Here is a 26,072-nt window from a genome sequence, read left to right on the forward strand (position 1 = left end):
CGTGAGGGCAGGCGCCGGTACGGCGCCTGCCCTCACGACAGGCGTCGGTACGGCGCCTAGACGGACGGCTGGGCACTCGGTGCGAGCGCGCCGCACAGCGCGGACGCGGTCGCACTGCCCGTCGCGTACGGGTCGGTGCCCGCCGGGCCGTCCTTCTTCGCCGTCTGCCCCGCGAGCAGCGGGTGCAGATGCTCGGCCGAGTCCGCGGCGCAGGCGAGCGGCCCGGCCTGGACGTAGGACACGAGCAGTTCGGCCTGGTGGTTGCGCAGGTCGTCGCGGTCGAAGCGGAAGTGCAGTTCGCGCCGGACCGTGAACAGGGAGGCCTTCGCCCCGGTGGCGGCGCCCGCGGGCCGCAGCGCGTACACGAACGTGTGGTCCGAGGTCACTTCGAGGGTGTCCGCGTCGGTCTCCGCGACCTGGAGCGCGCCCCGGACGCGGATGTGCGGGTCGGCGAGCTCGGCCTGGGCCGGGTCGAAGCGGACCAGCCAGCCGGTGGCCGCGTGCCGTCCGTCGGCGGTCGGCTTGTCGAAGCTCCGGTCGAACTGGCCGAGCTGCTGCGGGTCGACGAGCGTGCGTACGGGGCGCACGGACCCTCCGGTGAGCACGTCCGGGTCGAGCGAGGAGTCGACGAGGTAGTCCTTCGCGGTGGTCAGCGCGGTGACGACCTGGCTGTCGGAGAAGTGCGTGGTGCGGCGGATCGACGTGGGCAGCGTTATCCCCCCGGCGGCGACGTGGAAGTGCGCCGCGGGGCTGTGCGCGTACAGGTCGGCGACGGAGACGGAGCCGGGCACCTTGCCGGCCGGGGCGAGCGGGATGACGGTCATGCGCAGCGGATCGGTGTGCCGGGCGACGGGGACCGTGCGGTACGGGCTGCGTACGCCCATGTAGATCGCGGTGCCGAAGGCGATCACGATCAGGGCGACGAGGATGACAGCCTGCCTGGTCAGGCCGCGGCGCAGCGCGGGGGTGCGGCGTACGGCGGGCGCGTGGTCGGTGATGCGCTCCTGGGCGGAGAACTCCTGGAGACGGGCAGCTTTGACGAACGACTCGTCGAACACGACGGATCGGTATTCGTCCTCGCTCCCGCTGCCACCGCCGGGGGTGCCTTCCGGTGTCCCCTCCGGTGGGTCTCCTGGCCCGCCCATACCTTCAGGGTAGGTCTCCGGGACCTCAGGTAAACGCCCTGGTACACGACAAGTTCCGACAGCCGCTCACACCGTCGCGCGGCAGCCGCCCCGGAGCCGGTCAGGGGGTCCGGGGCACCGCCGAAACCGCAGGCTGGGAGTAGTCGGCGGAGGCGGAAGGCGGGCCGGGGAGGCTCTTCTCCAGTTCGGTCGTGGCCGGGGGCGGCACCCGGTCCTGGCGGCCCGAGGCGGCGCCGCGGTAGACCGCGGTGAAGGCGAGGGCGACCATGCCGATGCCCATGAGGAGGGCGAGTGCCCAGGCGACGGGCCTGCGCCAGCGGACCATCCCGGAGTACGGGCCGGGCCGGCCCTCCCGGGCGAGTTCCTCCTCGTACAGCTCGTCGAGGTCGCGGTCGAACTCGTCCGCGCCGTCCGAGATGAACCCGTCGCCGTCCTCGTAGAAGTCGTCGTCGGGGCCGCGGCGTATGCGCGCCCTGCGGGCCTCGGACTCCTGGGCCTCGGCACGGGCCTGCGCCGCGGCGAGCAGTCGCTCCACCGCGGTGGGCTCATGGACCTCGGCGGCCTTCACGAAGTCCTCGTCGAAGACCACGGAGGCGAACTCTTCGTCCCAGCCCCCGCGGTCGTGGTCGTCGTCGGGCTCCCAGCCGTCCGGAAACGGCCTGCCCCCCACGTCCTCCGGCACCCGTCCAGAGTAGACCTGAGGGGTCAATTTGGGCAGACGGTAAGGGAATTCACCGAAACTGACGCTGCTTAACGGATGTGTCCGTCCCCCGTGACGATGTACTTGGTGCTGGTCAGCTCCGGCAGGCCCATGGGGCCGCGGGCGTGCAGCTTCTGGGTGGAGATCCCGATCTCCGCGCCGAAGCCGAACTGGCCGCCGTCGGTGAACCGCGTCGAGGCGTTGACCGCGACCGTCGTGGAGTCGACGAGCTGGGTGAAGCGGCGGGCGGCCGCCTGCGAGGTGGTGACGATCGCCTCGGTGTGGCCCGAGGACCAGAGCCGGATGTGCTCGACGGCCTTGTCGAGGTCGTCGACGACGGCGGCCGCGATGTCGTACGAGAGGTACTCGGTCTCCCAGTCGTCGTGGTGCGCCTCGACGACGGTCGCCTTGGACTGCGGGGCGTACGCGAGGATCCGCGGGTCCGCGTGGACGGTGACGCCCGCGTCGGCGAGCGCGTCCAGGGCGCGCGGCACGAACGCGTCGGCGATGTCCTGGTGGACGAGGAGCGTCTCGGCGGCGTTGCAGACGGAGGGCCGCTGCGCCTTGGAGTTGATCAGGATGTCGACGGCCATGTCGATGTCGGCGGCCGCGTCGACGTACACGTGGCAGTTGCCGGTGCCGGTCTCGATGACGGGGACGATCGAGTTCTCCACGACGTTCTTGATCAGCGAGGCGCCGCCGCGCGGGATCAGGACGTCGACGAGGCCGCGGGCGCGCATCAGTTCGGTGACGGAGTCGCGGGACTCGCCGGGCACGAGCTGGATCGCGTCGGCGGGCAGGCCGCTGCCGCCGACGGCGTCGCGCAGCACACGCACGAGCGCGGTGTTCGACTCGTACGCCGATGAGCTGCCGCGGAGCAGCACGGCGTTGCCCGACTTGAGGCAGAGGGCGGCGGCGTCCACGGTGACGTTCGGCCGGGCCTCGTAGATGATGCCGACGACGCCGAGCGGGACGCGGACCTGGCGCAGGTCGATGCCGTTCGGCAGGGTGTTGCCGCGCACGACGGTGCCGACCGGATCGGGCAGGGCGATGACGTCGCGCACGTCGGAGGCGATGGCCCGCACGCGCTCCGGGGTCAGCGTCAGCCGGTCGATGATCGACTCGGACGTGCCCGCCTCACGGGCGCGGGCGATGTCCTTGGCGTTGGCCTTGACGATCTCGGCCGTACGGACTTCCAGGGCGTCGGCGATCGCCGCGAGGGCGTCGTCCTTCTCGGCGCGCGGCAGCGGGGCGAGGTCGTTCGCGGCGGCGCGGGCGCGGTAGGCGGCCTGGGTGACCGGGGTCAGCGAGTCGTACGGGTTCAGCGAAGGCGACGTCATGCTCCGCAGCGTAACGGGGGCGCGGTGGGCGTCCCGCACATGTTTCGGGTGCTGAGACATGGCCGAAAACGGGCCGGGCGCGCCCCTGCCGCCGGGAGCACGGTCAGAACGGGTGCACGCCGACGGGGGTGGCCGGCAGCGGGCCGTAGCCCTCCGCGATGCGCTGGTGGTAGGTCTGGCGGTCGATGACCTCCAGGCCGACGATCTCCCACGGCGGCAGCTGCGAGGTCTGGCGGTGTTCGCCCCACAGGCGCAGGGCGACGGCGGCCGCGTCGTGGAGGTCGCGGGCCTCTTCCCAGTAGCGGATCTCCGCGTGGTCGACCGCGTAGCGGCTGGTCAGCAGGAAGGGGTGGTCGTGGGCGAGCTGTTCGAGCCCGCGGCGGATCTCCGCGAGGGGCGCCTCGGCACCGGAGACGCTGAGCGTGATGTGCCAGAGCCGGGGGCCTTCTTCGGCCACGCCGTCCGTGGATTCACCGGCGGCGCCCGGCTCGTACGACTCTCCCGCGGCCACGCTGGTCAGTGCCCGCTCCGCCGACCCTCGGGACACCTTGGCCCCCGGGCGCGCTCGTCTCACGACGGCCTCCTTTGCGCAATGGTCGTGCGGAACTTCCCTGCGTGAACTCCCTGCCACAAGAGTTGACCAGGCCACGGAGCTTCGTGGGGTGGTTTTGGGGAAGGTCCCCCACGGGTGGCAGGCTTTCGGCCGTTCACACAGGTGGTTTCGAAGGCGGAAGGCCGCGGTTCAAGCCCGGAGGAGGACCAGATCGTCCCTGTGTACGACTTCCCTCTCGTACGCGGGACCGAGGTCGCGGGCCAGTTCCCGGGTGGACCGGCCGATCAGCTGCGGGATCTCCTTCGCGTCGAAGTTGACCAGCCCGCGGGCGATCGCCCGGCCGCCGACGTCGCGCAGCTCGACGGGGTCCCCCGCGCTGAACTCACCCTCCACGGCGGCGATCCCCGCGGGCAGCAGTGACGTGCGCCGCTCGACCACGGCCCGTACGGCACCGTCGTCCAGGGTGATCGCGCCCTGCGGCGTCGAGGCGTGCTGCAACCACAGGAGGCGGTCGGCGCTGCGCCGGCCGGTGCGGTGGAAGTACGTGCCGGTGTCGCGGGCGGCGAGCGCGTCGGCGGCGTGGCTGGCGCTGGTGAGGACCACGGGGATACCGGCCGCCGCGGCGATGGACGCGGCCTCGACCTTGGTGACCATGCCGCCGGTGCCGACGCCCGCCTTCCCGGCGGAGCCGATCTTGACGTGCTCTATGTCGGCGGGGCCGCGCACCTCGGCGATGCGCGAGGTGCCGGGCTTGGCGGGATCGCCGTCGTAGAGCCCGTCGACGTCCGAGAGCAGGACGAGGAGGTCCGCGTGGACGAGGTGGGCGACGAGGGCGGCGAGCCGGTCGTTGTCGCCGAAGCGGATCTCGTCGGTGGCGACGGTGTCGTTCTCGTTGACGATCGGGAAGGCACCCATCGCGAGGAGCTGGTCGAGGGTGCGCGAGGCGTTGCGGTGGTGGGCGCGGCGCGCCATGTCGTCGCTGGTGAGCAGGACCTGGCCGACGCGGACGCCGTAGCGCGCGAAGGAGGCGGCGTAGCGGGCGACGAGGAGTCCCTGCCCGACGCTGGCCGCGGCCTGCTGGCGGGCGAGGTCCTTGGGGCGGCGGGTCAGTCCCAGTGGCGCGAGACCGGCCGCGATGGCGCCGGAGGAGACGAGGACGATCTCCTTCTCTCCCCCGCTCCGGTGCTTCGCCAGCACGTCCACGAGGGCGTCGACGCGGTCCGCGTCCAGTCCCCCCGCGGCCGTGGTGAGCGACGACGATCCGACCTTGACCACGATCCGGCGCGCGTCCGCGACGCCCTGCCTTGCCCCTGACATGGCTCGCAATTTACGTGACGTGGTCATCCGGACGCTCTCGGGTTTCGAGGGGCGGACAGGACCGGGCCGGCCCGACGGGTATTTGGTCCCCTGCGTTCCGTACCCTTTGCCCCTTTATCTGGTGATTGATGTCACGGAGGATTGCTACGGGACCGCTGAAAGTCATACGGTCAGTGGTCAGCCTTTTCACCGAGGCGGATCAACCCCCACTGGTCCCCCCACCCTTCGACCCCCTGCCAGGAGCCCAGCCCGTGCCCTCCGCCGGACTTGCCTCGCGCCGCGTCGTGCAGCTCTCAGTGCTGTTCACGATGTTCGCGCTCTATGTGGCCCAGCTCGTCAGCGCGCTCGTTCCGTACGTTCCCGTGTTTGTCGCCGCGAGTGCGGCCGGCCTCGCCCTCGACACGTATCTCCAGTTCAAGCAGCCGGGCCTGCTGTCCCTCCTGGGCAAGATCCGCTTCGACGTGACCGTGCGGCAGCTGCTGCGCGACATGCTGATCCTGGTCGGCCTGCTGCGCATCGACGGCATCGACCCGCTCGGCGAGCAGGCGCCGCTGCTCATCGCGCTGCTCGCCGTCTATGTGCTGCACTTCGGCTGCCAGGCCGCCGCGGTCCTGGTGCGCCGCACCCGGACCCTGCCGATCGTCACCCGCAACATCGACGCCTCGGCGCTGCGCCTGTCCGCCGCGCCGCCGCGCATCCTGGCCCGCCGCGCCAGCCACCGCATGCTGGCCTTCTCGATCCCCTCCACGGCGGGGCTGCTCCTCACGGCCGCCACCACCGACGCGTTCTGGGGCGGCATCGGCATCGGCCTGTCGATCGCGCTGTTCGGCGGCGGCATGCTCTACCTGGCCACCTGGCTGCTGCCCAGGAAGCGGGCGCTGAGCGAGCAGAAGGTCATGGAGTGGCTGGACCAGTGGCTGGCCGCCTACCAGCCGACCGTGGCCATGTACTTCTCCGGCGGCACGACCTCCGCGTACCAGGCGAACATGTGGCTCTCCACGCTCGCCGACGTCGACGGCAAGCCGCTCATCGTGCTGCGTGAGCGCTTCATGGTGAACAAGATCGACGCGACCGACGTGCCGATCATCTGCTTCCCCAAGGTCGCCACGATGTTCTCCCTGGAGAACTCGACGCTGAAGATGATGCTGCACCCGGCGAACGCCGCGAAGACCTCGCAGGTGCTGCGCATCCCCACGATCAAGCACGCCTTCATCAACCACGGCGAGTCCGACAAGCTCAGCTCCTGCAACCCGTACGCGAAGGCGTACGACGAGGTGTGGGTGGCGGGCGCCGCGGCCCGCGACCGCTACCAGCTGGCCGACGTCGGCGTCGAGGACAAGGACGTCGTGGAGGTGGGCCGCCCGCAGCTCTCCCCCATCACCGTCGGCACCGGTCCGGCGAAGGGCGCGTACACCACCGTCCTCTACGCCCCCACCTGGGAGGGCTGGGACGGCAACCCGGGCAACACGTCCGTGATCCTGGCCGGCGAGAACATCGTGCGGCACCTGCTCGCCGACGAGAAGGTGCGGCTGATCTACAAGCCGCACCCGATGACCGGTTCGCAGGTCCCCGCCGCGGGCGAGGCCAACCAGCGCATCATGGCGATGATCCGCGAGGCCAACACCCGCCGCTCGGGCGCCCGTCCGGGCCCCGAGGCCGCCGCCGAGCTGACCCGCGCCGCCGCGACCCTCGACCGGCTCACCTCCACCGCGTTCCGCACCAGTGCGGACGAGATGGAGAAGATGATGCTCCAGGGCGCGCCCGACGGTGACCGCGCCGCGGCCGTGGCCGAGGCGACCGCCGCGTGGGAGCGGGCGTACTGGGCGTCGTTCCCCGAGTGGGAGCACCTGATCGTCACCGAGGCCCGGCCGGCCATCTTCACCTGCTTCAACCAGGCCGACGTCCTGATCTCCGACGTCTCCTCGGTCGTCTCCGACTGGCTGAGCAGCGAGAAGCCGTACGCCGTCGCCAACACCTCGGGGCTGTCGGAGGCGGACTTCCGCACCGGCTTCCCGACGGTGAGCGCCGCGACGATCCTGACGCCGAAGGCGAAGGGCGTACCTGCCCTTCTCGCGGCCGTTCGCGGCGAGACCGAGGACGCGTACGCCGAAGCGCGTCTGGAGCTCAAGGAGCACCTCCTGGGCCCCTCCGACCCGCCTTCCATGGACCGCTTCAACGACGCCGTGCGCGCGCTGTGCGAGCGGGCCGACGAGCGCCGGGTGCGGATGGCCGAGCGCGGCGACGCGGAGATCCCCTCGCAGCGTGAGGACTCCATCGAGGAGCAGGTCGCCGAAGCCACGGCGGCGGAGGCGGCCGAAGGCGCCGAGGCGGCGTCCGACTCCGAGGACGCGGTCACGGCGTAACCGCCGGCGCGGGCACGGCAGCCGCGCCGCACCGACAGAACGAGGGGCCCGGGAGAAGACTCCCGGGCCCCTCGCGCCAGGTTCCCACACCACGTCCTCGCCGCCGGCCAAGCACACTCCGGTCGCCACGGCGAACGAGTTCACCTGCGCCATGGACCCGGTGAACAACCGCCTGATCGTCCCCCGTCATCACCAAGGCGGGCTCGACGCCGACCTTCCGCGAGCCGGAGGGCCTGGCGATCCACAAGACGGTCGACGGCGGGGCCTGCCTCTTCCTGGGCTTCGCCTCGGGCCTCGCGGGCGACCGCCGCTCGAACCTCTTCTACAAGAACGTGCTGGTCCAGCCCCTGGAACGCGGAAGGGCCGCACCCCGAGGGGTGCGGCCCTTGCCTCGACCACGTCGCCGGCAGCGAACCTAGAACGGCTTGAAGTCGTCGAACTCCTGCTGCGCCTCGTCGCGCGCGGCCTGCCGGTCGCGCCGGCGCTGCTCGGCCGGACGCGGGGCCTCCATCCGGTGGTCCTCGCCACGGCGGCCCAGCATCTCGGCGCCCGCCATCATGGTGGGCTCCCAGTCGAAGACGACCGCGTTCTCCTCGGGGCCGATGGCGACGCCGTCGCCACTGCGGGCACCGGCCTTCATCAGCTCCTCCTCGACGCCGAGGCGGTTGAGGCGGTCCGCGAGGTAACCCACGGCCTCGTCGTTGCTGAAGTCGGTCTGGCGCACCCAGCGCTCCGGCTTCTCGCCGCGCACCCGGAACACCGGCTCGCCCTCGAGCTCCTCGCGCTTGACGGTGAAGCCCGCGTCGTCCACGGCCTTCGGACGGATGACGACGCGGGTCGACTCCTCCTTGGGCTTCGCGGCACGGTGCGCGCCCACCAGCTCGGCGAGCGCGAACGAGAGCTCCTTGAGGCCCTTGTGGGCGATGGCCGACACCTCGAAGACGCGGTAGCCGCGCGCCTCCAGGTCGGGCCTGACCATCTCGGCGAGCTCCTGGCCGTCGGGCACGTCGATCTTGTTGAGGACGATGAGCCGCGGCCGGTTCTCCAGGCCCGCGCCGTACTCCCGCAGCTCCGCCTCGATGACGTCGAGGTCGGAGACGGGGTCGCGGTCGGACTCCAGGGTCGCCGTGTCGAGGACGTGCACGAGGACCGAGCAGCGCTCGACGTGGCGCAGGAACTCCAGGCCGAGACCCTTGCCCTGGCTGGCGCCGGGGATCAGACCGGGCACGTCGGCGATCGTGTACACGGTGTCGCCGGCGGTGACCACGCCCAGGTTCGGGACGAGGGTCGTGAACGGGTAGTCGGCGATCTTCGGCTTGGCCGCCGAGAGCACCGAGATCAGCGAGGACTTGCCCGCGCTCGGGTAGCCGACGAGCGCCACGTCCGCGACGGTCTTCAGCTCCAGGACGACGTCACGCATGTCGCCCTGGACACCGAGCAGCGCGAAGCCGGGCGCCTTGCGGCGGGCCGAGGCCAGCGCCGCGTTGCCGAGGCCGCCGCGGCCGCCCTGGGCGGCGACGAAGGTGGTGCCCTGGCCGACCAGGTCGGCCAGCACGTTGCCCTGCTTGTCGAGGACGACCGTGCCGTCCGGCACGGGCAGGACCAGGTCCTGGCCGTCCTTGCCGGAGCGGTGGTCACCGGCGCCGGGGGCGCCGTTGGTGGCCTTGCGGTGCGGGGAGTGGTGGTAGTCGAGGAGCGTCGTGACGTCCTGGTCGACGACCAGGATCACATCGCCGCCACGGCCGCCGTTGCCGCCGTCCGGGCCGCCGAGCGGCTTGAACTTCTCACGGTGGACGGAGGCACAGCCGTGGCCCCCGCTACCCGCGGCGACATGCAGCTCGACGCGGTCCACGAAGGTGGTCATTGGTCAGTGCCTCCTGGGGGGTCCCCCCGGCCGAAGGTGGGGGGCGTACGGGAATGTCTACAGCTCAACACGCGAAAGGCGGACCCGCTTCCCGAAAGGGAAGTGAGGTCCGCCTCGCGAAAATCCGGGTCGAAGCGCCGTCAGGCGATTCAGGCGACCGGGACGATGTTCACGACCTTGCGGCCGCGGTGGGTACCGAACTCCACCGCGCCGGCGTCGAGCGCGAACAGGGTGTCGTCCTTGCCACGGCCGACGCCGTTGCCCGGGTGGAAGTGGGTGCCGCGCTGGCGGACCAGGATCTCACCGGCGTTCACGGTCTGACCGCCGAAGCGCTTCACACCGAGCCGCTGAGCATTGGAATCGCGCCCGTTCCGAGTGGACGATGCGCCCTTCTTGTGTGCCATGTCTCAGTCCCTACCCTTACTTCGCAGCCGCGGGGATCTCAGTGACCTTGATCGCCGTGTACTGCTGGCGGTGGCCCTGACGACGGCGGTAGCCGGTCTTGTTCTTGTAGCGAAGGATGTCGATCTTCGCACCCTTGTGGTGGTCCACGATCTCGGCCTGAACCTTGATCCCGGCCAGCACCCACGGGTCGCTGGTCACGGCGTCGCCGTCGACAACGAGCAGCGTAGAGAGCTCTACGGTGTCGCCAACCTTGCCGGTGGAAATCTTGTCAACCTCAACGATGTCGCCGACAGCAACCTTGTGCTGGCGACCACCGCTGCGCACGATGGCGTACACGCGGATCTCTCTTTCGCTCGGAACGGAACCCCCGCAGTCCAGCCGCACGAGGCGGCCTCTCACGCATCCACGGGGAGACCCGGGTTGCACGAGGAAGAAGGTTTACGGGAGTGAAGCGCGTCTATGGACACGCCGACGGTCAAGGTTACGGGTCACCCATCAGAAGGGTCAAACCGGCCCCCTGACCGCGGGGCTCAGGTGGTCTTCCCCTCACCGTCCTGCGGCAGGGTCTTGACTCCCTTGCACAGGTTCGTGTTGTCGGAGGCACCCGGGTAGGCGACGTTCCAGACACTGTTGAAGTGTCCCACGTACGTGTTGTGCACGGAGTCGTCGTCGATCTTGACGTACGCCTCGTCGTTCTCGCGCAGCGCCGGGTTCGAGGCGTTCTGCGAGCCCGTGAACGTGATCTTGTTGCGGGCGCCGTCGTACATGCCGTCGATCGCCACGTACTTGGTGTGGATGATGAACGGCGTCCCGAGCTTCACCCCCGGGTTCAGCGGGTCGCGGTCGTCGTTGTAGCAGCGCGCCGGCGGGGCGCCCGTGGAGTGCATCGACGCCCACGTGCCGCTGTCGGCCGTCGCGTACTCGATCTGGACCGTGCAGCCGGCCTTCTTCAGCGAGACGAGCTTGTCCGCGATGGCCTGCCGGGTGATCTGGAAGATCGCGGCGCGCACGACGGTCCGCTTCGTGGTGCCGGTCGCCGCGTCCTTGTACGTGCACGACACGTTGTTGAGGACCGAGTACAGCGTGTCCGAGGCGTTGGTGGTGCCGGCCCGCGGGAAGAAGTACGCCTTGTAGTGGCCGTTGCTGACGGTCCGGTAGTCCCAGTTCGCCCAGTCCTTGTCGACCATGTCGGCGAAGTAGTCGGAGTACGCGCCGTACAGGACCTTGTTGTTGGGCAGCTGGAGCGCGTCGTTGAAGAACCGCGTGCTCGCCGACGGCGTCGAGTTCGACGTCGTCTGCACGACGACGTTCGTGGCGCCCTCGACCGCCGAGAACAGCCAGAACTTGTTGTGCATGATCGACTTGCCGAACTTGGGGTCGCCCAGGCACGACTTGTCCTGCGGGCACAGCTGCACGAACGACGAGGCGGTGCGGCTGGTGCCGAGCGCCGCCACCAGCTGCGCGTACATCGTGTTGTCCGGGCGGTCGGTCTTGCTGGTGGAGTCGAGCAGGATCTGCACGTTCACACCGCGCGCCTTGGCGCGCACCAGCGCGTTGACGACCGACTGCTCCCACACGTGGTAGACGGCGACCTTGATGTACGAACCGGGCAGCGCGGCGTCCGTCAGCTGGATCAGCCGGGTGCGTATCGCGTACTGCTCGTCGGTCGTACCCAGCGGGTTGTTGAAGATCGGCCCCTCGGTCCAGGTCGGCGTCTCGGCCGACGCGGTGGACGCCGAGACCCCCGCCTGCACACCGGCGGCCGAGAGCACGGTGGCTATCGCCACCGCCTGCCGTCCGCCCTTGGCCTGCTTCACGGCACGGTGCCGTCCCGTACCTCTGAGACGCACGTGCGCCATGGCAATCCCTCCCCTGGCACGGACGTCCGTCTCCCCAACCGACGCCCCTGCATTCACTTCTACGACTGGATGAGTTTTACAGGTAGTTCACCGCGCTCCAAGAGGCGGGGGGTGAATCCGGTGTTCTTTGGTGCCTCTCCGATCGCTTACGCCACCGAAAACCACGGCAATGCCCGACTTGCGCGCACAAAAAACGACGCCCCCGCACAACGTGCTGTGCGGGGGTGTCGCTGTGCCCGGTCGCCCGGGCGGGTGCCTCAGGCCTCGTCGGCCGCGGCCGAGACGGACGGCAGCGACTGCTGCTCGGCCGCCGCGGTCTTCTTCGCGGTCGTCTTCTTGGCAGCCGTCTTCTTGGTGGCCGCCTTCTTGGCCGTGGTCTTCTTGGCGGCGGTCGTCTTCTTGGCGGCCGTCTTCTTGGTGGTGGCGGCCTTCTTCGCCGTCGCCTTCTTGGCCGTCTTACGGGCGGCCTTCTTGGCGGCGGGCGCCTCCTCGGCCTCGACGTCGGCCTGGACCGTCTCGTCGGGCTTCGGCTCCTCGGCCGCCGCCTCCGTGGCCGACGGGACGACCAGGACGGCCGCCTCCTCGGACGCGGTGGGCGCGGTGGCCTTGCGGACGGCGCGGCGGCGCGGACGGGCCGGAGCGGCGGCCTCGGCCTGGGGCTCCTCGGCCACGACCGGCGCGGGCTCCGGCTCCACGACGGGCTCCGGCTCCACGACCTTCACCTCGGCGACCGTCACCTCGGCAGCGGCCTCGGAGGACGCCTTCGGGGACCCGGCCGGGGCCGACGCCTTGCGCGTCGCCCGACGGCGCGAGCGGGGCGCGGGGGCCTCTTCCTGGGCGGGCTGGACGGGCTGCGCGGGCTCGACGGGCTGCGGCTGGACGGCCTCGGCCTCCTTCGGCTCCTCGGCGACGACCGGCTCGGCAGCCTGCTGCGGCTCCCGCTGCTCCTTGGGCGCCTTGGCGGACCTGGGGGCCGCCTCCGCCTTCGGGGCACCGGCCGGGGCCGACGCACGGCGCGTGGCACGGCGACGCGAGCGGCCACCACGGCCGGCCGCGGCCTCCGCCTCGGCGGGGCTGGAGTACAGCTCCTCGTCCGGCACGAAGGCTTCCACCAGCGGCTCCGCCGCGGACGGCTCGGCCGCCTCCACGGCGACCTCGGGCTCGGTCTCCGTCTCGGTGTCGGCGGTCTCGACCTCGTGCGTGTGCTCGTGGCCCTGCTCACCGCCGTTGCCGCCGCGGCCGCGCTTCTTGCGCTTGCCGCCGCCACCGGCCGAGGTGGGCTGCTCCATGTGCACGATGACGCCACGGCCGTTGCAGTGCACGCAGGTCTCGGAGAAGGACTCCAGGAGACCCTGGCCGACGCGCTTACGGGTCATCTGGACCAGGCCGAGCGAGGTGACCTCGGCCACCTGGTGCTTGGTCCGGTCACGGCCCAGGCACTCCAGCAGACGGCGGAGCACCAGGTCGCGGTTGGACTCGAGGACCATGTCGATGAAGTCGATGACGACGATGCCGCCGAGGTCACGCAGCCGCAGCTGCCGCACGATCTCCTCAGCCGCCTCGAGGTTGTTCCTCGTCACGGTCTCTTCGAGGTTGCCGCCCTGGCCGGTGAACTTACCGGTGTTGACGTCGACCACGATCATGGCCTCGGTCTTGTCGATCACCAGGGAGCCGCCGGACGGCAGCCACACCTTGCGGTCGAGCGCCTTGGCGAGCTGCTCGTCGATCCGGTACGTCGCGAAGACGTCGACCTCGGACGTCCACTTGGACAGCCGGTCCGACAGGTCGGGCGCCACGTGGTTCACGTAGCCGTGGATGGTGTCCCACGCCTCGTCACCGCTGACGATGACCTTGGAGAAGTCCTCGTTGAAGATGTCGCGCACGACGCGGACGGTCATGTCCGGCTCGCCGTACAGCAGGCTCGGCGACGACGTCGAGATCTGCTTGGACTTCTTCTGGATGTCCTCCCACTGGCCCTGAAGACGCTCGACGTCGCGGCGCAGCTCCTCCTCGCTCGCGCCCTCGGCGGCGGTGCGCACGATGACGCCCGCGTCCTCGGGAACGATCTTCTTGAGGATGGTCTTCAGACGCGCGCGCTCGGTGTCGGGCAGCTTGCGGCTGATGCCGGTCATCGAGCCCTCGGGCACGTAGACCAGGTAGCGGCCGGGCAGCGAGACCTGGCTGGTCAGGCGGGCGCCCTTGTGGCCGATCGGGTCCTTGGTGACCTGCACGAGCACGGACTGGCCGGACTTGAGGGCGGACTCGATGCGGCGCGGCCCGTTGGCCATGCCGAGCGCCTCGAAGTTGACCTCACCGGCGTAGAGCACCGCGTTGCGGCCCTTGCCGATGTCGATGAAGGCGGCCTCCATCGACGGCAGCACGTTCTGGACCTTGCCCAGGTAGACGTTGCCGACGTACGAGGTCGACTGCTCCTTGTTGACGTAGTGCTCGACGAGGATGTTGTCCTCGAGCACGCCGATCTGGGTGCGCTCGCCGTTCTGGCGGACGACCATCACGCGCTCGACGGCCTCGCGGCGCGCCAGGAACTCGGCCTCGGTGATGATCGGGACGCGACGGCGACCCTGCTCACGACCTTCGCGGCGGCGCTGCTTCTTCGCCTCCAGACGCGTGGAGCCCTTGATGGACTGCACCTCGTCCGCGGAGGTCGACCGCTCGGCGTGGCTCTCCTTCTTGCGCGGCTCGCGGACCTTGACGACGGTGCGCTCCGGGTCGTCGGTCGACGGGTCGGCCTCGACGGAGCTGTCACCGGCGCGACGGCGACGGCGCCGACGGCGACGGCTGCTGCTGGAGCCGGACCCGCCGCTCTCCTCGCGCTCGTCCCCGTGCGCCTCGTGCTCGTCGGCCTCGTCCTCGGCGTCCTCGGCGTCCTCGGAATCCTCGGCGTCCTCCTCGGACGCGCCGGACTCGGAGTCGGCGTCGGCGGACTCGCCGCGACGACGACGGCGGCCACCGCGACGGCGACGACGGGTCGGCCGGTCACCGTGCTCGTCGTGGTCCTCGTGGTCCTCGTGGTCCTCGCCCTGCTCGTCCTGGTCCTCGACGTCGGCCTCGGCCTCGGCGGCCGGCTCGGGCTCGACGGGCTGCGGGGCGGCGGGCTGCTCGTCCGTGGCGCGACGACGGCGACGGCGGCGCGGGCCCTGCTCCTCCTCGACGGCCGGCTCGGCGACCGGCGCGGCCACGGCGGCCGGAGCCTGCTCGGGCTCGGCGACCGGCTCCTCGGCGGCCTCGGCCGCGGCAGCGGCGGCGGCGCGCTCCGGCGTCTGGAACATCGGCTCGGTGAAGACCGGCGCCTGGAACACGGCGATCGACGGGCGCTTCGGACGGCCCGCGCCCTCGTCGTCCCGGTCGCCCTTCGACGCGGACTTCCCCTTCGCGCCCCGGGCGGCCCTCGGCTCGGCGAAGCCGCCCGCGGCCTTACGGGTCGCGCGGCGACGACCGCGACGCGGCTCGGCGTCCTCGGCGGACTCGGTGACCTCGGCGGTCTCGGTGACCTCAGCGGCCTGAGGCGCCTGCCGCTCGGCGGCGACCACGTCGGCGACCTCCGGGGCGGCGGGCGTGGACACGGTACGGGTGGCGCGACGACGACGGCGCGGAGCCGCGTCCTCGACGACCTCGGCGGCCTCGGCCTCGGAAGCCTCGGGAGCCTGCGGCGCCGCGGCGGTCTCGGCGGCCACCGGGGCGGCCTCGGCCTCCGGCGCGGAGACGGCACGGGTGGCACGGCGGCGCGAACGACGCGGGGCGGCGTCCTCCGCCGGCTCCTCGGCGACGGCCTCGCGCGGCGCCTCGGCGGGCTCCTCGGCGACGGCGACCGGCGCCTCGGCGGCGGGCGCGGTGGTGGTGCGGGTGGCGCGACGACGGCGGCGCGGCGCGGCGGCCTCGGCGTCCTGCGCCTCCTCGGCGGCGGGCGCGGCGGCGACCGGTTCGGCGGCGGCCTCGGCGGCCTGTTCCGCGGTGGGCGTGGCCACGGCGCGGGTGGCACGGCGACGGCCGCGGCGCGGCGCGGCGTCCTGCGGCTCGTCGGCGGCGACCGGCTCGGCGGCCGGAGCGGCGCTCTCAGCGGCCTCGGCGGGCTCCGCGGCAGCCGTCTCGGCGGCCGGGGAACCGGCGGGCGCGGAGGAACGGCGGGTGGCGCGACGGCGCGGGCGCCCTGCGGGGACAGCGTCCTGGGCAGGGGCCTCGGCGGCCGGGGAAGTCTCGGGGGTCTCGGCCTCGACGGTCTCGTCGGCGGCGGCCGGTATGGCCGGCGCGGCCTGCTCGGCCACGGTCTCGGCGGCGGCGCCCTGCGGCGGGCCCGCGGGTCGCGACGCGGCCCTGCGCCGACGGCGCGGGGGCAGGGTGTCGCTGGGGCTGTCCACGTCAGGAGTGGTGGGTTCGGTCGGCTCGGGCATGCGGGTGGATCTCCCGTCAGGCCCCCGGGCGCCGCGCCTGATCCATGACCGGTGACGTCCGCGGCTCGCTCGCGCCGTGTAGGTAGGGCGCGAGGGCCGCCGGTCCGGGGCGCGGGCGCCGCACGGGGGCTCTCTGTCTGTTCTCGCCGGTTCCGGTACGCGATGTACGTACGGCCTGGCGAAAGTCCTTGGGTGGGTGCGCTGCCCGACCCAGGTGGCTCCCGAGTACGAGGGCGGCGCTACGACGACCGCCTTACGCGGAACCTTCCACGGCAGGCACCGTCGCGGTGGCAGATCCTGCGGCCTCCGTTGGGGGGAGGGCCTGGGCTGCCTCGCGGTCGGGCGCGAGCGGGTCGGTCACCGTGCCGGTCTCTTCATCGAAAAGCCCCTGCGCCAGCCTGGTCACCGCTGCGGGGACCGGCGGCGCCAGGTCGGCCACGGCGCGGAGACCGGACAGGACGTCGTCGGGTCGAACGGCGGGCGTCACGTGCCGAACAACCAGGCGCAGTATCGCACAGGCCTTGTCGCTCGGCCTATCAGCCGGGACATCCGCCGCCTGTGCGGCGTCCAGCGCCTCCAGGCTGACGACGGCCTCGCGGGCGTCGAACGTCCGCATCCCGTTCTTCGTGCGGCGCTGGACCTCGACGGTCTCGGCGGCACGGAACGCCTCGGCGGCGCGCGCGGCCTCCTCGACCGTCACCCCGTCGAGCCGCAGCTCCCACACGGAGGCGGTGAGCCGGTCGGCCAGGCCCGAGGTGCGGGCCTCGACGGCGTCGATGATGTCGAGCCCGACGGGCATCGACTCGTCGAGCAGCTCCTTCAGCTTCTCGGGGTCGCGCGTCGCGGTGAGCGCGATCTCCAGGTACTCGGCCTCACTGCCCGTGCCGGTGGGTGCGGCATTGGCGTACGACACCTTGGGGTGCGGCGTGAACCCCGCCGAGTACGCCATGGGCACCTCGGCGCGGCGCAACGCGCGCTCGAAGGCGCGCTGGAAGTCACGGTGGCTGGTGAACCGGAGGCGGCCGCGCTTGGTGTAGCGCAGTCGGATGCGCTGCACCGCGGGTGCGGGCGGCGGGCCTACGGGCTGTCGCTTGCCCAGTGTCCTAATCCTTCGTGAAAACGGTCTTCGTGAGTGAGGTCGTACTGCTACCAAGAGTACGTGTCCGCGCGCCGTCCGGTTCCCGCCCCTGCCTGACCAGCGGTTCCGGGGCCCTCGATGTGCCGAACAGCATGCGGCGCACCTCGGCGCGGGCCTGGCGGGCGCCGGCCCGGATCTCGCGGCCCACGCGGACCGCGGGACGCCACACCTGGTCGCGCGTGAAGTGGCCGAGCGGCGTGAGCACGCTGCGGTACGCCCAGCGCACCGGTTCCACGAAGACCCACCGCAGCAGCCGTCCGAGGAACCGTCCGACGGCGCGGGACACGTACCCGGCCACCCGCCACGCGTGTCCGAGCGCGTCCCGGATCTCCCGGCCGAGCACGGCGCAGAACCGGCCGACCGGCACGAGCACCCAGCGCCACACCGCGACGGCGGGCAGCACGACGATCCACCGGACGAGTGTCACCACCGTCCGCCGGATCGCGTGCCCGACGGGAGTGAACACGTACGTGTACAGCCATACCACCGGCACCACGACCAACACCCGCCCGAGCCACCGCAGCGCGTGCCCGATCGGGGTGAGCACGGACGCGTAGAGCCACACCACCGGCACCACCAGCAGCACGTGCAGCAGCAGGGCGACCGCTCGGCCGACCGCCTCCGCGCCGGCCCCCAACTGCCGTGCCAGCCACGCCAGTCCATGTCCCAGCGGTACGAGGACATGCCGCCACAGCGCGACCCACGGCCAGACGAAGACGGCCCACCCGAGCCGGACGAGCGCGGTGCCGAGCACCGCGGCCAGCGCGGCGACCGCCCGGCCGACCGGCGCGAGCACCCGCGCGTACCACCAGAGCGCGGGCACCACGAGCAAGACCCGTCCCAGCCACGCCAGTCCACGCCAGAGCGGCATCAGGACGTACCGGCCGAGCGCCATGAGCGGCCACACGAGCACCGCGAACAGCAGCAGGCCGATGCCGCGGGCGAGCGGCACGAGGGCCTTCTCGTAGAGGAAGCGGCCGCAGGTGACGAGCGCGTCCCACACGAGCCGGACCGGCACCACGAGGACGAGCACCACGATCCGCACCGGCAGCCGGATCGCCGCGACCAGACAGCCCTCGGGCGGGGCGACGACGGGCGCGGGGGCGGGGCGCTTCTCCAGGTCCATGCCCTGTCAGACGCCGCTGAGGGCGCCATGGATGCGGCTCCGGGCTGTCGTGTTGCGCCGACCCCGGCGTAGCCTGCCCGGACGCAAACGTCGTATGTTCGGGCAGTCTGCGCACCGCAGTCCCGCAGAAGGGGGAGATTCACGCATGATCACGCTCACCAAGGAAGATGGCCCGGCGGACCTGGACGGCGTCACGCACCTGTCCATCGGAGTGTCCTGGGACCCGACCTCAGGGAGCAGCGGCGGGGTGCTGGGTTCCCTGCGCCGCAAGCAGGGCACCGACCTCGACCTGATCGCGATCGCCATGGCCGGCGCCGACCCGGTGCGGCTCGCGGGTCTCGACTCGCTGGACCCGATGGGCAACGGCTCGCTGCTGCACAGCGGCGACAACCAGTCCGGCAAGGGCGAGGGGGACGACGAGACGGTCACCGTCGAGTTCTCGCGGATCCCGCCGAACATCACGTCGGTGGTGTTCATCGCGGCCGCGTACAAGAAGGGCAGCTCGTTCCAGAAGGCCCGCAACATCAGCTTCAAGGTGTACGACGCCACGGGCGGCAGCACCCAGCAGGTCGCCGACATCTGGCCGAGCCTGCTCAGCGCCGACAACGGCTGCGCGGTGGCGAAGGCCATGCGCGTCGGCGGCAGTTGGAAGCTCGAGGTCATCAACACCACGGGCAAGATCAAGCAGGGTGACGAGCACGCGCTGATGCGGTTCGCCGCGAGCAAGTAGTACGTCGTGGACGCGAGAAGGGGCGGCCGGTTGTCTCCAACCGGCCGCCCCTTCTCGCTGTGCGCGTGCGCTACTTGACGACCGTCAGCGGCAGCAGCTTCTTGCCCGTCGGGCCGATCTGGATGTTCGTGTCCATGGCGGGGCACACACCGCAGTCGAAGCACGGCGTCCAGCGGCAGTCCTCGACCTCGGTCTCGTCGAGCGAGTCCTGCCAGTCCTCCCAGAGCCAGTCCTTGTCGAGACCGGAGTCGAGGTGGTCCCAGGGCAGGACCTCCTCGTACGTGCGCTCGCGCGTCGTGTACCAGTCGACGTCGACGCCGTACGCGGGCAGCGTCTTGGCGGCGCACTCCATCCAGCGGTCGTAGCTGAAGTGCTCGCGCCAGCCGTCGAAGCGGCCGCCGTCCTCGTAGACCGCGCGGATCACGGCGCCGATGCGGCGGTCACCGCGCGAGAGCAGGCCCTCGACGATGCCGGGCTTGCCGTCGTGGTAGCGGAAGCCGATGGAGCGGCCGTACTTCTTGTCGCCGCGGATCTTGTCGCGCAGCTTGGTGAGCCGCGCGTCCGTCTCCTCGGCGGACAGCTGCGGCGCCCACTGGAACGGCGTGTGCGGCTTCGGCACGAAGCCGCCGATCGACACCGTGCAGCGGATGTCGTTCGAGCCGGAGACCTCGCGGCCCTTCTGGATCACGTTCATCGCCATGTCGGCGATCTGGAGGACGTCGTCGTCGGTCTCGGTGGGCAGGCCGCACATGAAGTACAGCTTCACCTGACGCCAGCCGTTGCCGTACGCGGTCGCGACGGTCCGGATGAGGTCCTCTTCGCTGACCATCTTGTTGATGACCTTGCGCATCCGCTCACTGCCGCCCTCGGGGGCGAAGGTGAGGCCGGAGCGGCGGCCGTTGCGGGTCAGCTCGTTGGCCAGGTCGACGTTGAAGGCGTCCACGCGGGTCGACGGCAGCGAGAGGCCGATCTTGTCTTCCTCGTACCGGTCCGCGAGGCCCTTGGCGATCTCACCGATCTCGGTGTGGTCGGCGGAGGAGAGGGAGAGCAGGCCCACCTCTTCGAAGCCGGTCGCCTTGAGGCCCTTCTCGACCATCTCGCCGATGCCGGTGATGCTTCGCTCCCGCACGGGGCGCGTGATCATGCCGGCCTGGCAGAAACGGCAGCCGCGGGTGCAGCCGCGGAAGATCTCGACGGACATGCGCTCGTGGACGGTCTCCGCGAGCGGCACGAGGGGCTGCTTCGGGTACGGCCACTCGTCGAGGTCCATGACGGTGTGCTTGGACACACGCCACGGCACACCCGACTTGTTGGGCACGACGCGGCCGATGCGGCCGTCGGGCAGGTACTCGACGTCGTAGAAGCCCGGGACGTAGATGTTCCCGGTCCTCGCGAGACGGAAGAGGACCTCCTCGCGGCCGCCGGGGCGGCCCTCGGCCTTCCACGCGCGGATGATCTCGGTCATGTCGAGCACGGCCTGCTCGCCGTCGCCGATCACCGCGGCGTCGATGAAGTCCGCGATCGGCTCGGGGTTGAAGGCCGCGTGGCCGCCCGCGAGGACGATCGGGTCGTCGATCGTGCGGTCCTTCGACTCCAGCGGGATGCCGGCCAGGTCGAGCGCGGTCAGCATGTTCGTGTAGCCGAGCTCGGTGGAGAAGGAGAGCCCGAAGACGTCGAAGGCCTTCACCGGGCGGTGCGAGTCGACGGTGAACTGCGGCACCCGGTGCTCGCGCATCAGCGCTTCCAGGTCGGGCCACACGCTGTACGTGCGCTCGGCAAGGACGCCCTCGCGCTCGTTCAGGACCTCGTACAGGATCATGACGCCCTGATTGGGCAGTCCGACCTCGTAGGCGTCCGGGTACATCAGCGCCCAGCGGACGTCGCAGGACTCCCACGGCTTGACCGTGGAGTTGAGCTCTCCGCCGACGTACTGGATCGGCTTCTGCACATGCGGGAGCAGCGCTTCGAGCTGCGGGAACACAGACTCGACCGCTTGGGGCGCCGCGGCGGCGGCTTCGGCAGGCATAACCGTGGACCTTTGTGAGCTGACAGGGGTGACCCTCAAGCCTAACCCGCCCCGAGACCCGCCTCAGCCGCCCGAGCCCATACCTCGGGCAGCTCGCGCTCCCGGTCGGTCGCGGCGGCCTGCTCCTGGCCGTACAGCAGGCCCCAGGTGAAGGCGGTCTCGCCGGCCGCGTGCGCCTGGATCGCGAGGTTCCGCAGCGCCTCGCGCGCGACGACGGAGTCCTGGTGGTCGCCGAGCACGCTCTGGACGGCCTTCATCCGCTTGGCGAACTTCTTGGCCTGCTTGCCGAGCGCGGGAACGGCCGCCTCTCCGGCGTAGCGGGCGCGCTTGGCGGCCTTGCGGGCCTCGTGCAGGGCGAGGTCGCGGTCGGTCCCGGGCTCCAGGGCGAGAGCGTGCTCGACGCGGGCGGCGAGGCGGGCGTGGTCCTTGAGGGCGGCCTTGGTGAGGACTCCGACGGCGGGGCGGTCCGCGGCGGGGCCCAGCGGCGGCCGGTCGAGCAGGGCGTCCAGGCCGTCGAGGAGTGCCAGGTAGCGCTTGCTGTCGAGTACGGCGACGGTGTGGCGGCGTGAGCCCTGGCGCCGGGCGACCGCCCAGATCCGCAGCCGGCCGCGGACCGGGCCGAGGAGCAGGGTGCGCGGGACCGCGTCGATCCGGCCGGTGAGCCGCTCGGTGAGCACTTCGCGGTCGCGGTCGACGCCGAGCTCCGCCCCGAGCCACTTCAGCTCCTCGCCGAGCGCGGCGGTGACGTCCGGGTCGATGACCTTCTTGTACGTCTTGAACGCGCTGCGGATCCTGCGGGTGGCGACCCGCATCTGGTGGACGGCGTCGGGCAGGTCGCGGCGGACGGCGGGGTCGAGTTCGACGAGGGCGTCGCGCTGGGCCCGCAGATGGGCGAGGACGTGGTCGCCCGCGGTGGTGGGCTCGGTGGCCGCGGGAGCCGGCTCGCCGGTGCGTGCCCCGGTCTCCGCCAGGGCGCGGGCCAGTTTCGAGGCGGAGCCCGAGCGTTCGACACCGGCCTTGCGCAGTCGCTTCTCCACCTTGTCGAGGAAGGCCGGGTCGCCGTCGTCGGCGAGTTCGACCTCGATCTCGGACCACTCGGCGGAGCGCTCGCCGTCGGCCCGCTCGGCGCGGACGGCGTCGACGCTCACCTCGGCGAGCAGGGAGCCGTCCGCGGCGCTCAGGTGGGTGACCTGACGGGAGGACAGCAGTCGGACGACGGGGCCGAGCTCGTCGCCGCGGACCCGGGAGCGGACGAGTCCGGCGAGCGCGCGGGGCAGGTCGTCGGAGAGCGGGGCGCGCACCTCGTCGCGGGCGTCCGCGCTGACCGCGACGGGCAGTTTCAGGTGCCAGCCGGCGTCGTCCCCGCCGGTGCGGCGGCGCAGCGTGATCCGGTCGGCGGCGAGCCGCTGGTCCTCGGTGTCGTAGTACACGGCGTCGAGCTCGACGACGCCCTTGTCGATGACGGCCGCGACGCCCGGGACCTTGCGCAGGTCGGGCAGCCGGAAGTGCTCGGCCGGGGCGTCGTACTTCCGCTCGATCTCGCGCTTGGTCTCCGCCATGACTTGAATCTAGACGGGAACCCCGCGCCCCGTAAGGGGCCCGGGGTTCCGCGCGACCAGCCACGACGGCGTCGGACCGCCGGGGGGGCTACGCCGACATGGGCCGCTGCACCCTGATCGACTGCAGCAGACCCACCGCCACCCACACCGCGAACATCGACGAGCCTCCGTACGAGACGAACGGCAGGGGCAGGCCCGCGACCGGCATGATGCCGAGCGTCATGCCGATGTTCTCGAACGCCTGGAACGCGAACCAGGCGATGATGCCGGCGGCCACGATCGTGCCGTACAGCTCCGTCGTCTCGCGGGCGATCCGGCACGCGCGCCACAGCAGGACGCCGAGCAGCAGCACGATCGCGCCCGCGCCCACGAAGCCCAGTTCCTCACCGGCGACCGTGAAGACGAAGTCCGTCTGCTGCTCGGGCACGAACTGCCCGGTGGTCTGCGAGCCGTGGAAGAGTCCGGCTCCGGACAGGCCGCCCGAGCCGATCGCGATGCGTGCCTGGTTGGTGTTGTAGCCGACGCCGGCCGGGTCGAGCGCCGGGTTGGCGAACGCCGCGAACCGTGCGATCTGGTAATCGTCGAGGACGCCGAGCTGCCAGACGGCGACCGCGCCGGCCGCGCCGACGCCGATGAGTCCGAGGACCCAGCGGTTGGAGGCGCCGGAGGCGAGCAGCACGCCGAGCACGATCATCACCATGACCATGACGGACCCGAGGTCCGGCATCAGCATGACGACCATCATCGGGACGGCGGCGAGGCCGAGGGCCTGCACCACGGTGCGGTGGTCCGGGTACTCCCGGTCGCCCGCGTCGACCCGCGCCGCCAGCAGCATCGCCATGCCCAGAATGATCGTGATCTTCACGAACTCGGAGGGCTGGAGGGAGAACCCGCCGCCGACGATGATCCAGGCGTGCGCGCCGTTCACGGTGGCGCCGAGGGGCGTCAGGACGAGCAGCACGAGGAAGACCGAGAGCCCGTACAGGATCGGGACGGCGGTCCTGAGCGTGCGGTGCCCGAGCCAGATCGTGCCGACCATCAGCGCGAACCCGATGCCGGTGTTCAGCAGGTGCCGGAAGAGGAAGTAGTACGGGTCGCCCTGGTTCAGCTCGGTGCGGTTGCGGGTCGCCGAGTACACCAGCGCCGCGCCGATCATCGACAGCGCGACGGCCGACAGCAGGATCGGCCAGTCGAGCCTGCGCACGACCGAGTCGCGGGCCAGGAGCCGCGACATGGTGGAGCGCTGCTGCGGCCCGTAGCCGGAGACGGAGAAGCCATTGGTGCCGGCCACGGTTCAGTCCCTCCTGCTGTACGTCGAGGTGGGCAGCCCGGCCGCCAGCTGCTGCTGGGCCGGCGGCTCTTCCTTGTTCGGCTCGTACGGCTTGATCTTCGGGGAGTCGATCGAGCCGTCGGACTCGATCTTCGGCAGGGACTTCTGCGGCTCGGGGAGCAGGGCCTTCTTCAGGTCCTGGTTGCCGCTGGCGTCGAGGCCGTAGATCGCGTCGTAGATCTTGCGGACGGCGGGGCCGGAGGCGCCGGAGCCCGTACCGCCCTGGGAGATCGTCATCACGATCGAGTAGTCCTTGGTGTACGTCGCGAACCACGACGTCGTCTGCTTGCCGTAGACCTCGGCCGTACCGGTCTTGGCGTGCATCGGGATCTTGTCCTGGGGCCAGCCGCCGAAGCGCCAGGCCGCCGTTCCGCGGGTCGCCACTCCCGCCAGTGCTCCGTCTATCTCGTCGCGCGTCTTGGCGGTCATCGGGAGCTTGCCGTTGACCTTCGGCTTGATCTCCTGGACCCGCTGTCCGTCGGCGCTGACGATGGCCTTGCCGACCTCGGGGGCGTGCAGGGTGCCGCCGTTGGAGATCGCGGCGTAGATGGACGCCATCTGGATGGGGGTGACGAGGGTGTCGCCCTGGCCGATGGAGTAGTTGACCGCGTCACCGGCGCGCATGAGATTGCCTTCCAGGCAGTTCTCGTAGCTGAGCCGCTGGACGTAGTCGCCGTCCTTCTTGCCGGCCTTGCACCAGGCGTCCTTGTTGGCCTTCCAGAACCGCTGCTTCCACTGGCGGTCGGGGATCCGGCCGGTGACCTCGTTGGGCAGGTCGATGCCGGTCTCCTTGCCGAGGCCGAACTGCTTGGCGGTCTTGTAGAACCAGTCCTGGGTGTCCTTGTTGCCCTTGAGCCCGCCGTCCTTCTTCCACTCCTCGTGGGCGAGGCGGTAGAAGACGGTGTCGCAGGAGACCTCCAGGGCGCGGCCCAGCGAGATCGGCCCGTACCCCTTGGACTCGAAGTTCTTGAAGACCTGGCTGCCGATGGAGTACGAGCTGGAGCAGTCGTAGTTCCCGTCGAACGCGTATCCGGCGTTGACCGCGGCGGTCGTCGGGACGACCTTGAAGATCGAGCCGGGGGCCGCCTGGCCCTGGATCGCGCGGTTGAGCAGCGGGTAGTTGGACTTCTTGCCGGTGAGCTGTGCGTAGTCCTTGCCGGAGATGCCGCCGACCCAGGCGTTCGGGTCGTACGAGGGGTTGGACGCCATGGCGACGACGCGGCCGGTCTTGGCCTCCATCACGACGACGGCGCCGGAGTCGGCCTTGTAGTTCTCGCCGGTGTTCTTGTCGAACTCGTGGCGGGCGGCCTTCATCGCCTCGTTCAGCTCGTACTCGGCGACGGACTGGACGCGTGCGTCTATCGACGTGACGACGTTCGCTCCCGGTTCGGCCTTGTCGCTGTTGGCGCGGCCGATGACACGGCCGAGGTTGTCGACCTCGTAGCGGGTGACGCCCGCCTTGCCGCGCAGCTCCTTGTCGTAGGTGCGCTCGAGTCCGCTGCGGCCGACCTGGTCGGAGCGCAGGTACGGGGAGTCGCTGTCCTTGGCCTTCTCGATCTCGGCGTCGGTGACCGGGGAGAGGTAGCCGAGGACCTGCGCGGTGTTGGAGCCGCCGGGGCCCGCGTAGCGGCGTACGGCGGTGGGTTCGGCGGTGATGCCGGGGAAGTCCTCGCCGCGCTCGCGGATCTGAAGGGCCTGCTTGGGCGTCGCCTCGTCGGTGATCGGGATGGGCTGGTACGGCGATCCGTTCCAGCAGGGCTGCGGCGTCTTGGCGTCGCACAGCCGGACCTTCTCCTCGACCTCCTTGGGCTTGAGGCCGAGGACGCCCGCGAGCTTGGTGAGGACGGACTTGCCGTCGTCGTCCATCTTCATCAGGTCGGTGCGCGAGGCGGAGACGACGAGGCGGGTCTCGTTGTCGGCGATGGGCACGCCGCGGGCGTCGAGGATCGAGCCGCGCACGGCGGGCGTGACGACCTGCTGCACGTGGTTGCCGGAGGCCTCCTTGGCGTACTCGTCGCCGTTGCGGATCTGGAGGTACCAGAGGCGGCCGCCGAGCGTGAGCAGCAGGGAGAGGACGAGGATCTGGAGGACGATGAGCCGGATCTGGACGCGGGGTGTCCGTCCCGTCTCAGGGATGTTGGTCATGGGCGAAGCCCATTCTTCGAAAGGGCGGTGGTGGGCGACGGGCGGGCGTTGGTCACGGTGGCG

The 26,072-nt window shown here is 71.2% G+C and carries 18 protein-coding genes; 2 read left to right on the top strand and 16 right to left on the bottom strand.

Annotated features, from left to right (window positions below; all coding sequences use genetic code 11):
• Positions 1 to 56 precede the first annotated feature (56 nt).
• The 5 genes from V2W30_RS13470 to proB form a co-directional block, all read right to left on the bottom strand.
• Positions 57 to 1,145 carry a hypothetical protein gene (locus tag V2W30_RS13470; protein WP_338696407.1) on the bottom strand — a complete coding sequence of 363 codons (1,089 nt, stop codon included), beginning with the start codon at positions 1,143 to 1,145 and terminating at the stop codon, positions 57 to 59.
• A gap of 100 nt (positions 1,146 to 1,245) precedes the next feature.
• The gene (locus V2W30_RS13475) at positions 1,246 to 1,854 is read right to left on the bottom strand and encodes a hypothetical protein (RefSeq protein ID WP_338696409.1); all 609 of its coding nucleotides are present in this window, start codon (positions 1,852 to 1,854) and stop codon (positions 1,246 to 1,248) included.
• A 41-nt stretch (positions 1,855 to 1,895) separates the two neighbouring features.
• Complete coding sequence (locus V2W30_RS13480) at positions 1,896 to 3,185, bottom strand: glutamate-5-semialdehyde dehydrogenase (protein WP_338696411.1); 1,290 nt, start codon at positions 3,183 to 3,185, stop codon at positions 1,896 to 1,898.
• A gap of 103 nt (positions 3,186 to 3,288) precedes the next feature.
• Positions 3,289 to 3,759 carry a hypothetical protein gene (locus tag V2W30_RS13485; protein WP_338696413.1) on the bottom strand — a complete coding sequence of 157 codons (471 nt, stop codon included), beginning with the start codon at positions 3,757 to 3,759 and terminating at the stop codon, positions 3,289 to 3,291.
• Between the two features lie 168 nt (positions 3,760 to 3,927).
• The gene (gene proB, locus V2W30_RS13490; protein WP_338696415.1) at positions 3,928 to 5,055 is read right to left on the bottom strand and encodes a glutamate 5-kinase; all 1,128 of its coding nucleotides are present in this window, start codon (positions 5,053 to 5,055) and stop codon (positions 3,928 to 3,930) included.
• 251 nt (positions 5,056 to 5,306) lie between these two features.
• On the opposite strand from proB, the gene V2W30_RS13495 reads away from it, so the two are divergent.
• Positions 5,307 to 7,418 carry a hypothetical protein gene (locus V2W30_RS13495; protein ID WP_338696416.1) on the top strand — a complete coding sequence of 704 codons (2,112 nt, stop codon included), beginning with the start codon at positions 5,307 to 5,309 and terminating at the stop codon, positions 7,416 to 7,418.
• 415 nt (positions 7,419 to 7,833) lie between these two features.
• On the opposite strand, the gene obgE is transcribed toward V2W30_RS13495, so the two are convergent.
• The 7 genes from obgE to V2W30_RS13530 all read right to left on the bottom strand — a co-directional run bounded on the left by obgE (position 7,834) and on the right by V2W30_RS13530 (position 18,219).
• Positions 7,834 to 9,282, bottom strand: coding sequence for a GTPase ObgE (obgE, locus tag V2W30_RS13500; protein ID WP_338696418.1), 1,449 nt, complete (start codon positions 9,280 to 9,282; stop codon positions 7,834 to 7,836).
• A gap of 149 nt (positions 9,283 to 9,431) precedes the next feature.
• Entirely contained in the window at positions 9,432 to 9,686 is a 255-nt protein-coding gene (rpmA, locus tag V2W30_RS13505; RefSeq protein WP_161306244.1) for a 50S ribosomal protein L27, read from the bottom strand.
• 16 nt (positions 9,687 to 9,702) lie between these two features.
• Positions 9,703 to 10,023, bottom strand: a complete 321-nt coding sequence (rplU, locus tag V2W30_RS13510) for a 50S ribosomal protein L21 (RefSeq protein ID WP_338696421.1) — start codon at positions 10,021 to 10,023, stop codon at positions 9,703 to 9,705.
• A 194-nt stretch (positions 10,024 to 10,217) separates the two neighbouring features.
• The gene (locus tag V2W30_RS13515; protein ID WP_338696422.1) at positions 10,218 to 11,546 is read right to left on the bottom strand and encodes a phospholipase D-like domain-containing protein; all 1,329 of its coding nucleotides are present in this window, start codon (positions 11,544 to 11,546) and stop codon (positions 10,218 to 10,220) included.
• Between the two features lie 257 nt (positions 11,547 to 11,803).
• On the bottom strand, positions 11,804 to 15,955 hold the full coding sequence (locus V2W30_RS13520; RefSeq protein ID WP_338696424.1) for an Rne/Rng family ribonuclease: 4,152 nt from the start codon (positions 15,953 to 15,955) through the stop codon (positions 11,804 to 11,806).
• A gap of 253 nt (positions 15,956 to 16,208) precedes the next feature.
• Positions 16,209 to 17,012, bottom strand: coding sequence for a TIGR03936 family radical SAM-associated protein (locus V2W30_RS13525; RefSeq protein ID WP_338696426.1), 804 nt, complete (start codon positions 17,010 to 17,012; stop codon positions 16,209 to 16,211).
• A gap of 46 nt (positions 17,013 to 17,058) precedes the next feature.
• The gene (locus V2W30_RS13530) at positions 17,059 to 18,219 is read right to left on the bottom strand and encodes a hypothetical protein (RefSeq protein WP_338696428.1); all 1,161 of its coding nucleotides are present in this window, start codon (positions 18,217 to 18,219) and stop codon (positions 17,059 to 17,061) included.
• Positions 18,220 to 18,364: 145 nt separating this feature from the next.
• Between V2W30_RS13530 and V2W30_RS13535 the strand changes: the two genes are divergently transcribed.
• Positions 18,365 to 18,949 carry a TerD family protein gene (locus V2W30_RS13535; RefSeq protein WP_338696430.1) on the top strand — a complete coding sequence of 195 codons (585 nt, stop codon included), beginning with the start codon at positions 18,365 to 18,367 and terminating at the stop codon, positions 18,947 to 18,949.
• 70 nt (positions 18,950 to 19,019) lie between these two features.
• On the opposite strand, the gene V2W30_RS13540 is transcribed toward V2W30_RS13535, so the two are convergent.
• The 4 genes from V2W30_RS13540 to mrdA all read right to left on the bottom strand — a co-directional run bounded on the left by V2W30_RS13540 (position 19,020) and on the right by mrdA (position 26,009).
• The gene (locus V2W30_RS13540; RefSeq protein WP_338696432.1) at positions 19,020 to 20,975 is read right to left on the bottom strand and encodes a TIGR03960 family B12-binding radical SAM protein; all 1,956 of its coding nucleotides are present in this window, start codon (positions 20,973 to 20,975) and stop codon (positions 19,020 to 19,022) included.
• A gap of 41 nt (positions 20,976 to 21,016) precedes the next feature.
• Entirely contained in the window at positions 21,017 to 22,534 is a 1,518-nt protein-coding gene (locus tag V2W30_RS13545) for a CYTH and CHAD domain-containing protein (protein WP_338696434.1), read from the bottom strand.
• A gap of 88 nt (positions 22,535 to 22,622) precedes the next feature.
• Positions 22,623 to 23,825, bottom strand: coding sequence for a rod shape-determining protein RodA (gene rodA, locus V2W30_RS13550; RefSeq protein WP_338696435.1), 1,203 nt, complete (start codon positions 23,823 to 23,825; stop codon positions 22,623 to 22,625).
• 3 nt (positions 23,826 to 23,828) lie between these two features.
• On the bottom strand, positions 23,829 to 26,009 hold the full coding sequence (gene mrdA, locus V2W30_RS13555; RefSeq protein WP_338696436.1) for a penicillin-binding protein 2: 2,181 nt from the start codon (positions 26,007 to 26,009) through the stop codon (positions 23,829 to 23,831).
• Positions 26,010 to 26,072 lie beyond the last annotated feature (63 nt).

It is taken from the genome of Streptomyces sp. Q6 (assembly GCF_036967205.1).
Classification (GTDB): domain Bacteria; phylum Actinomycetota; class Actinomycetes; order Streptomycetales; family Streptomycetaceae; genus Streptomyces; species Streptomyces citrinus.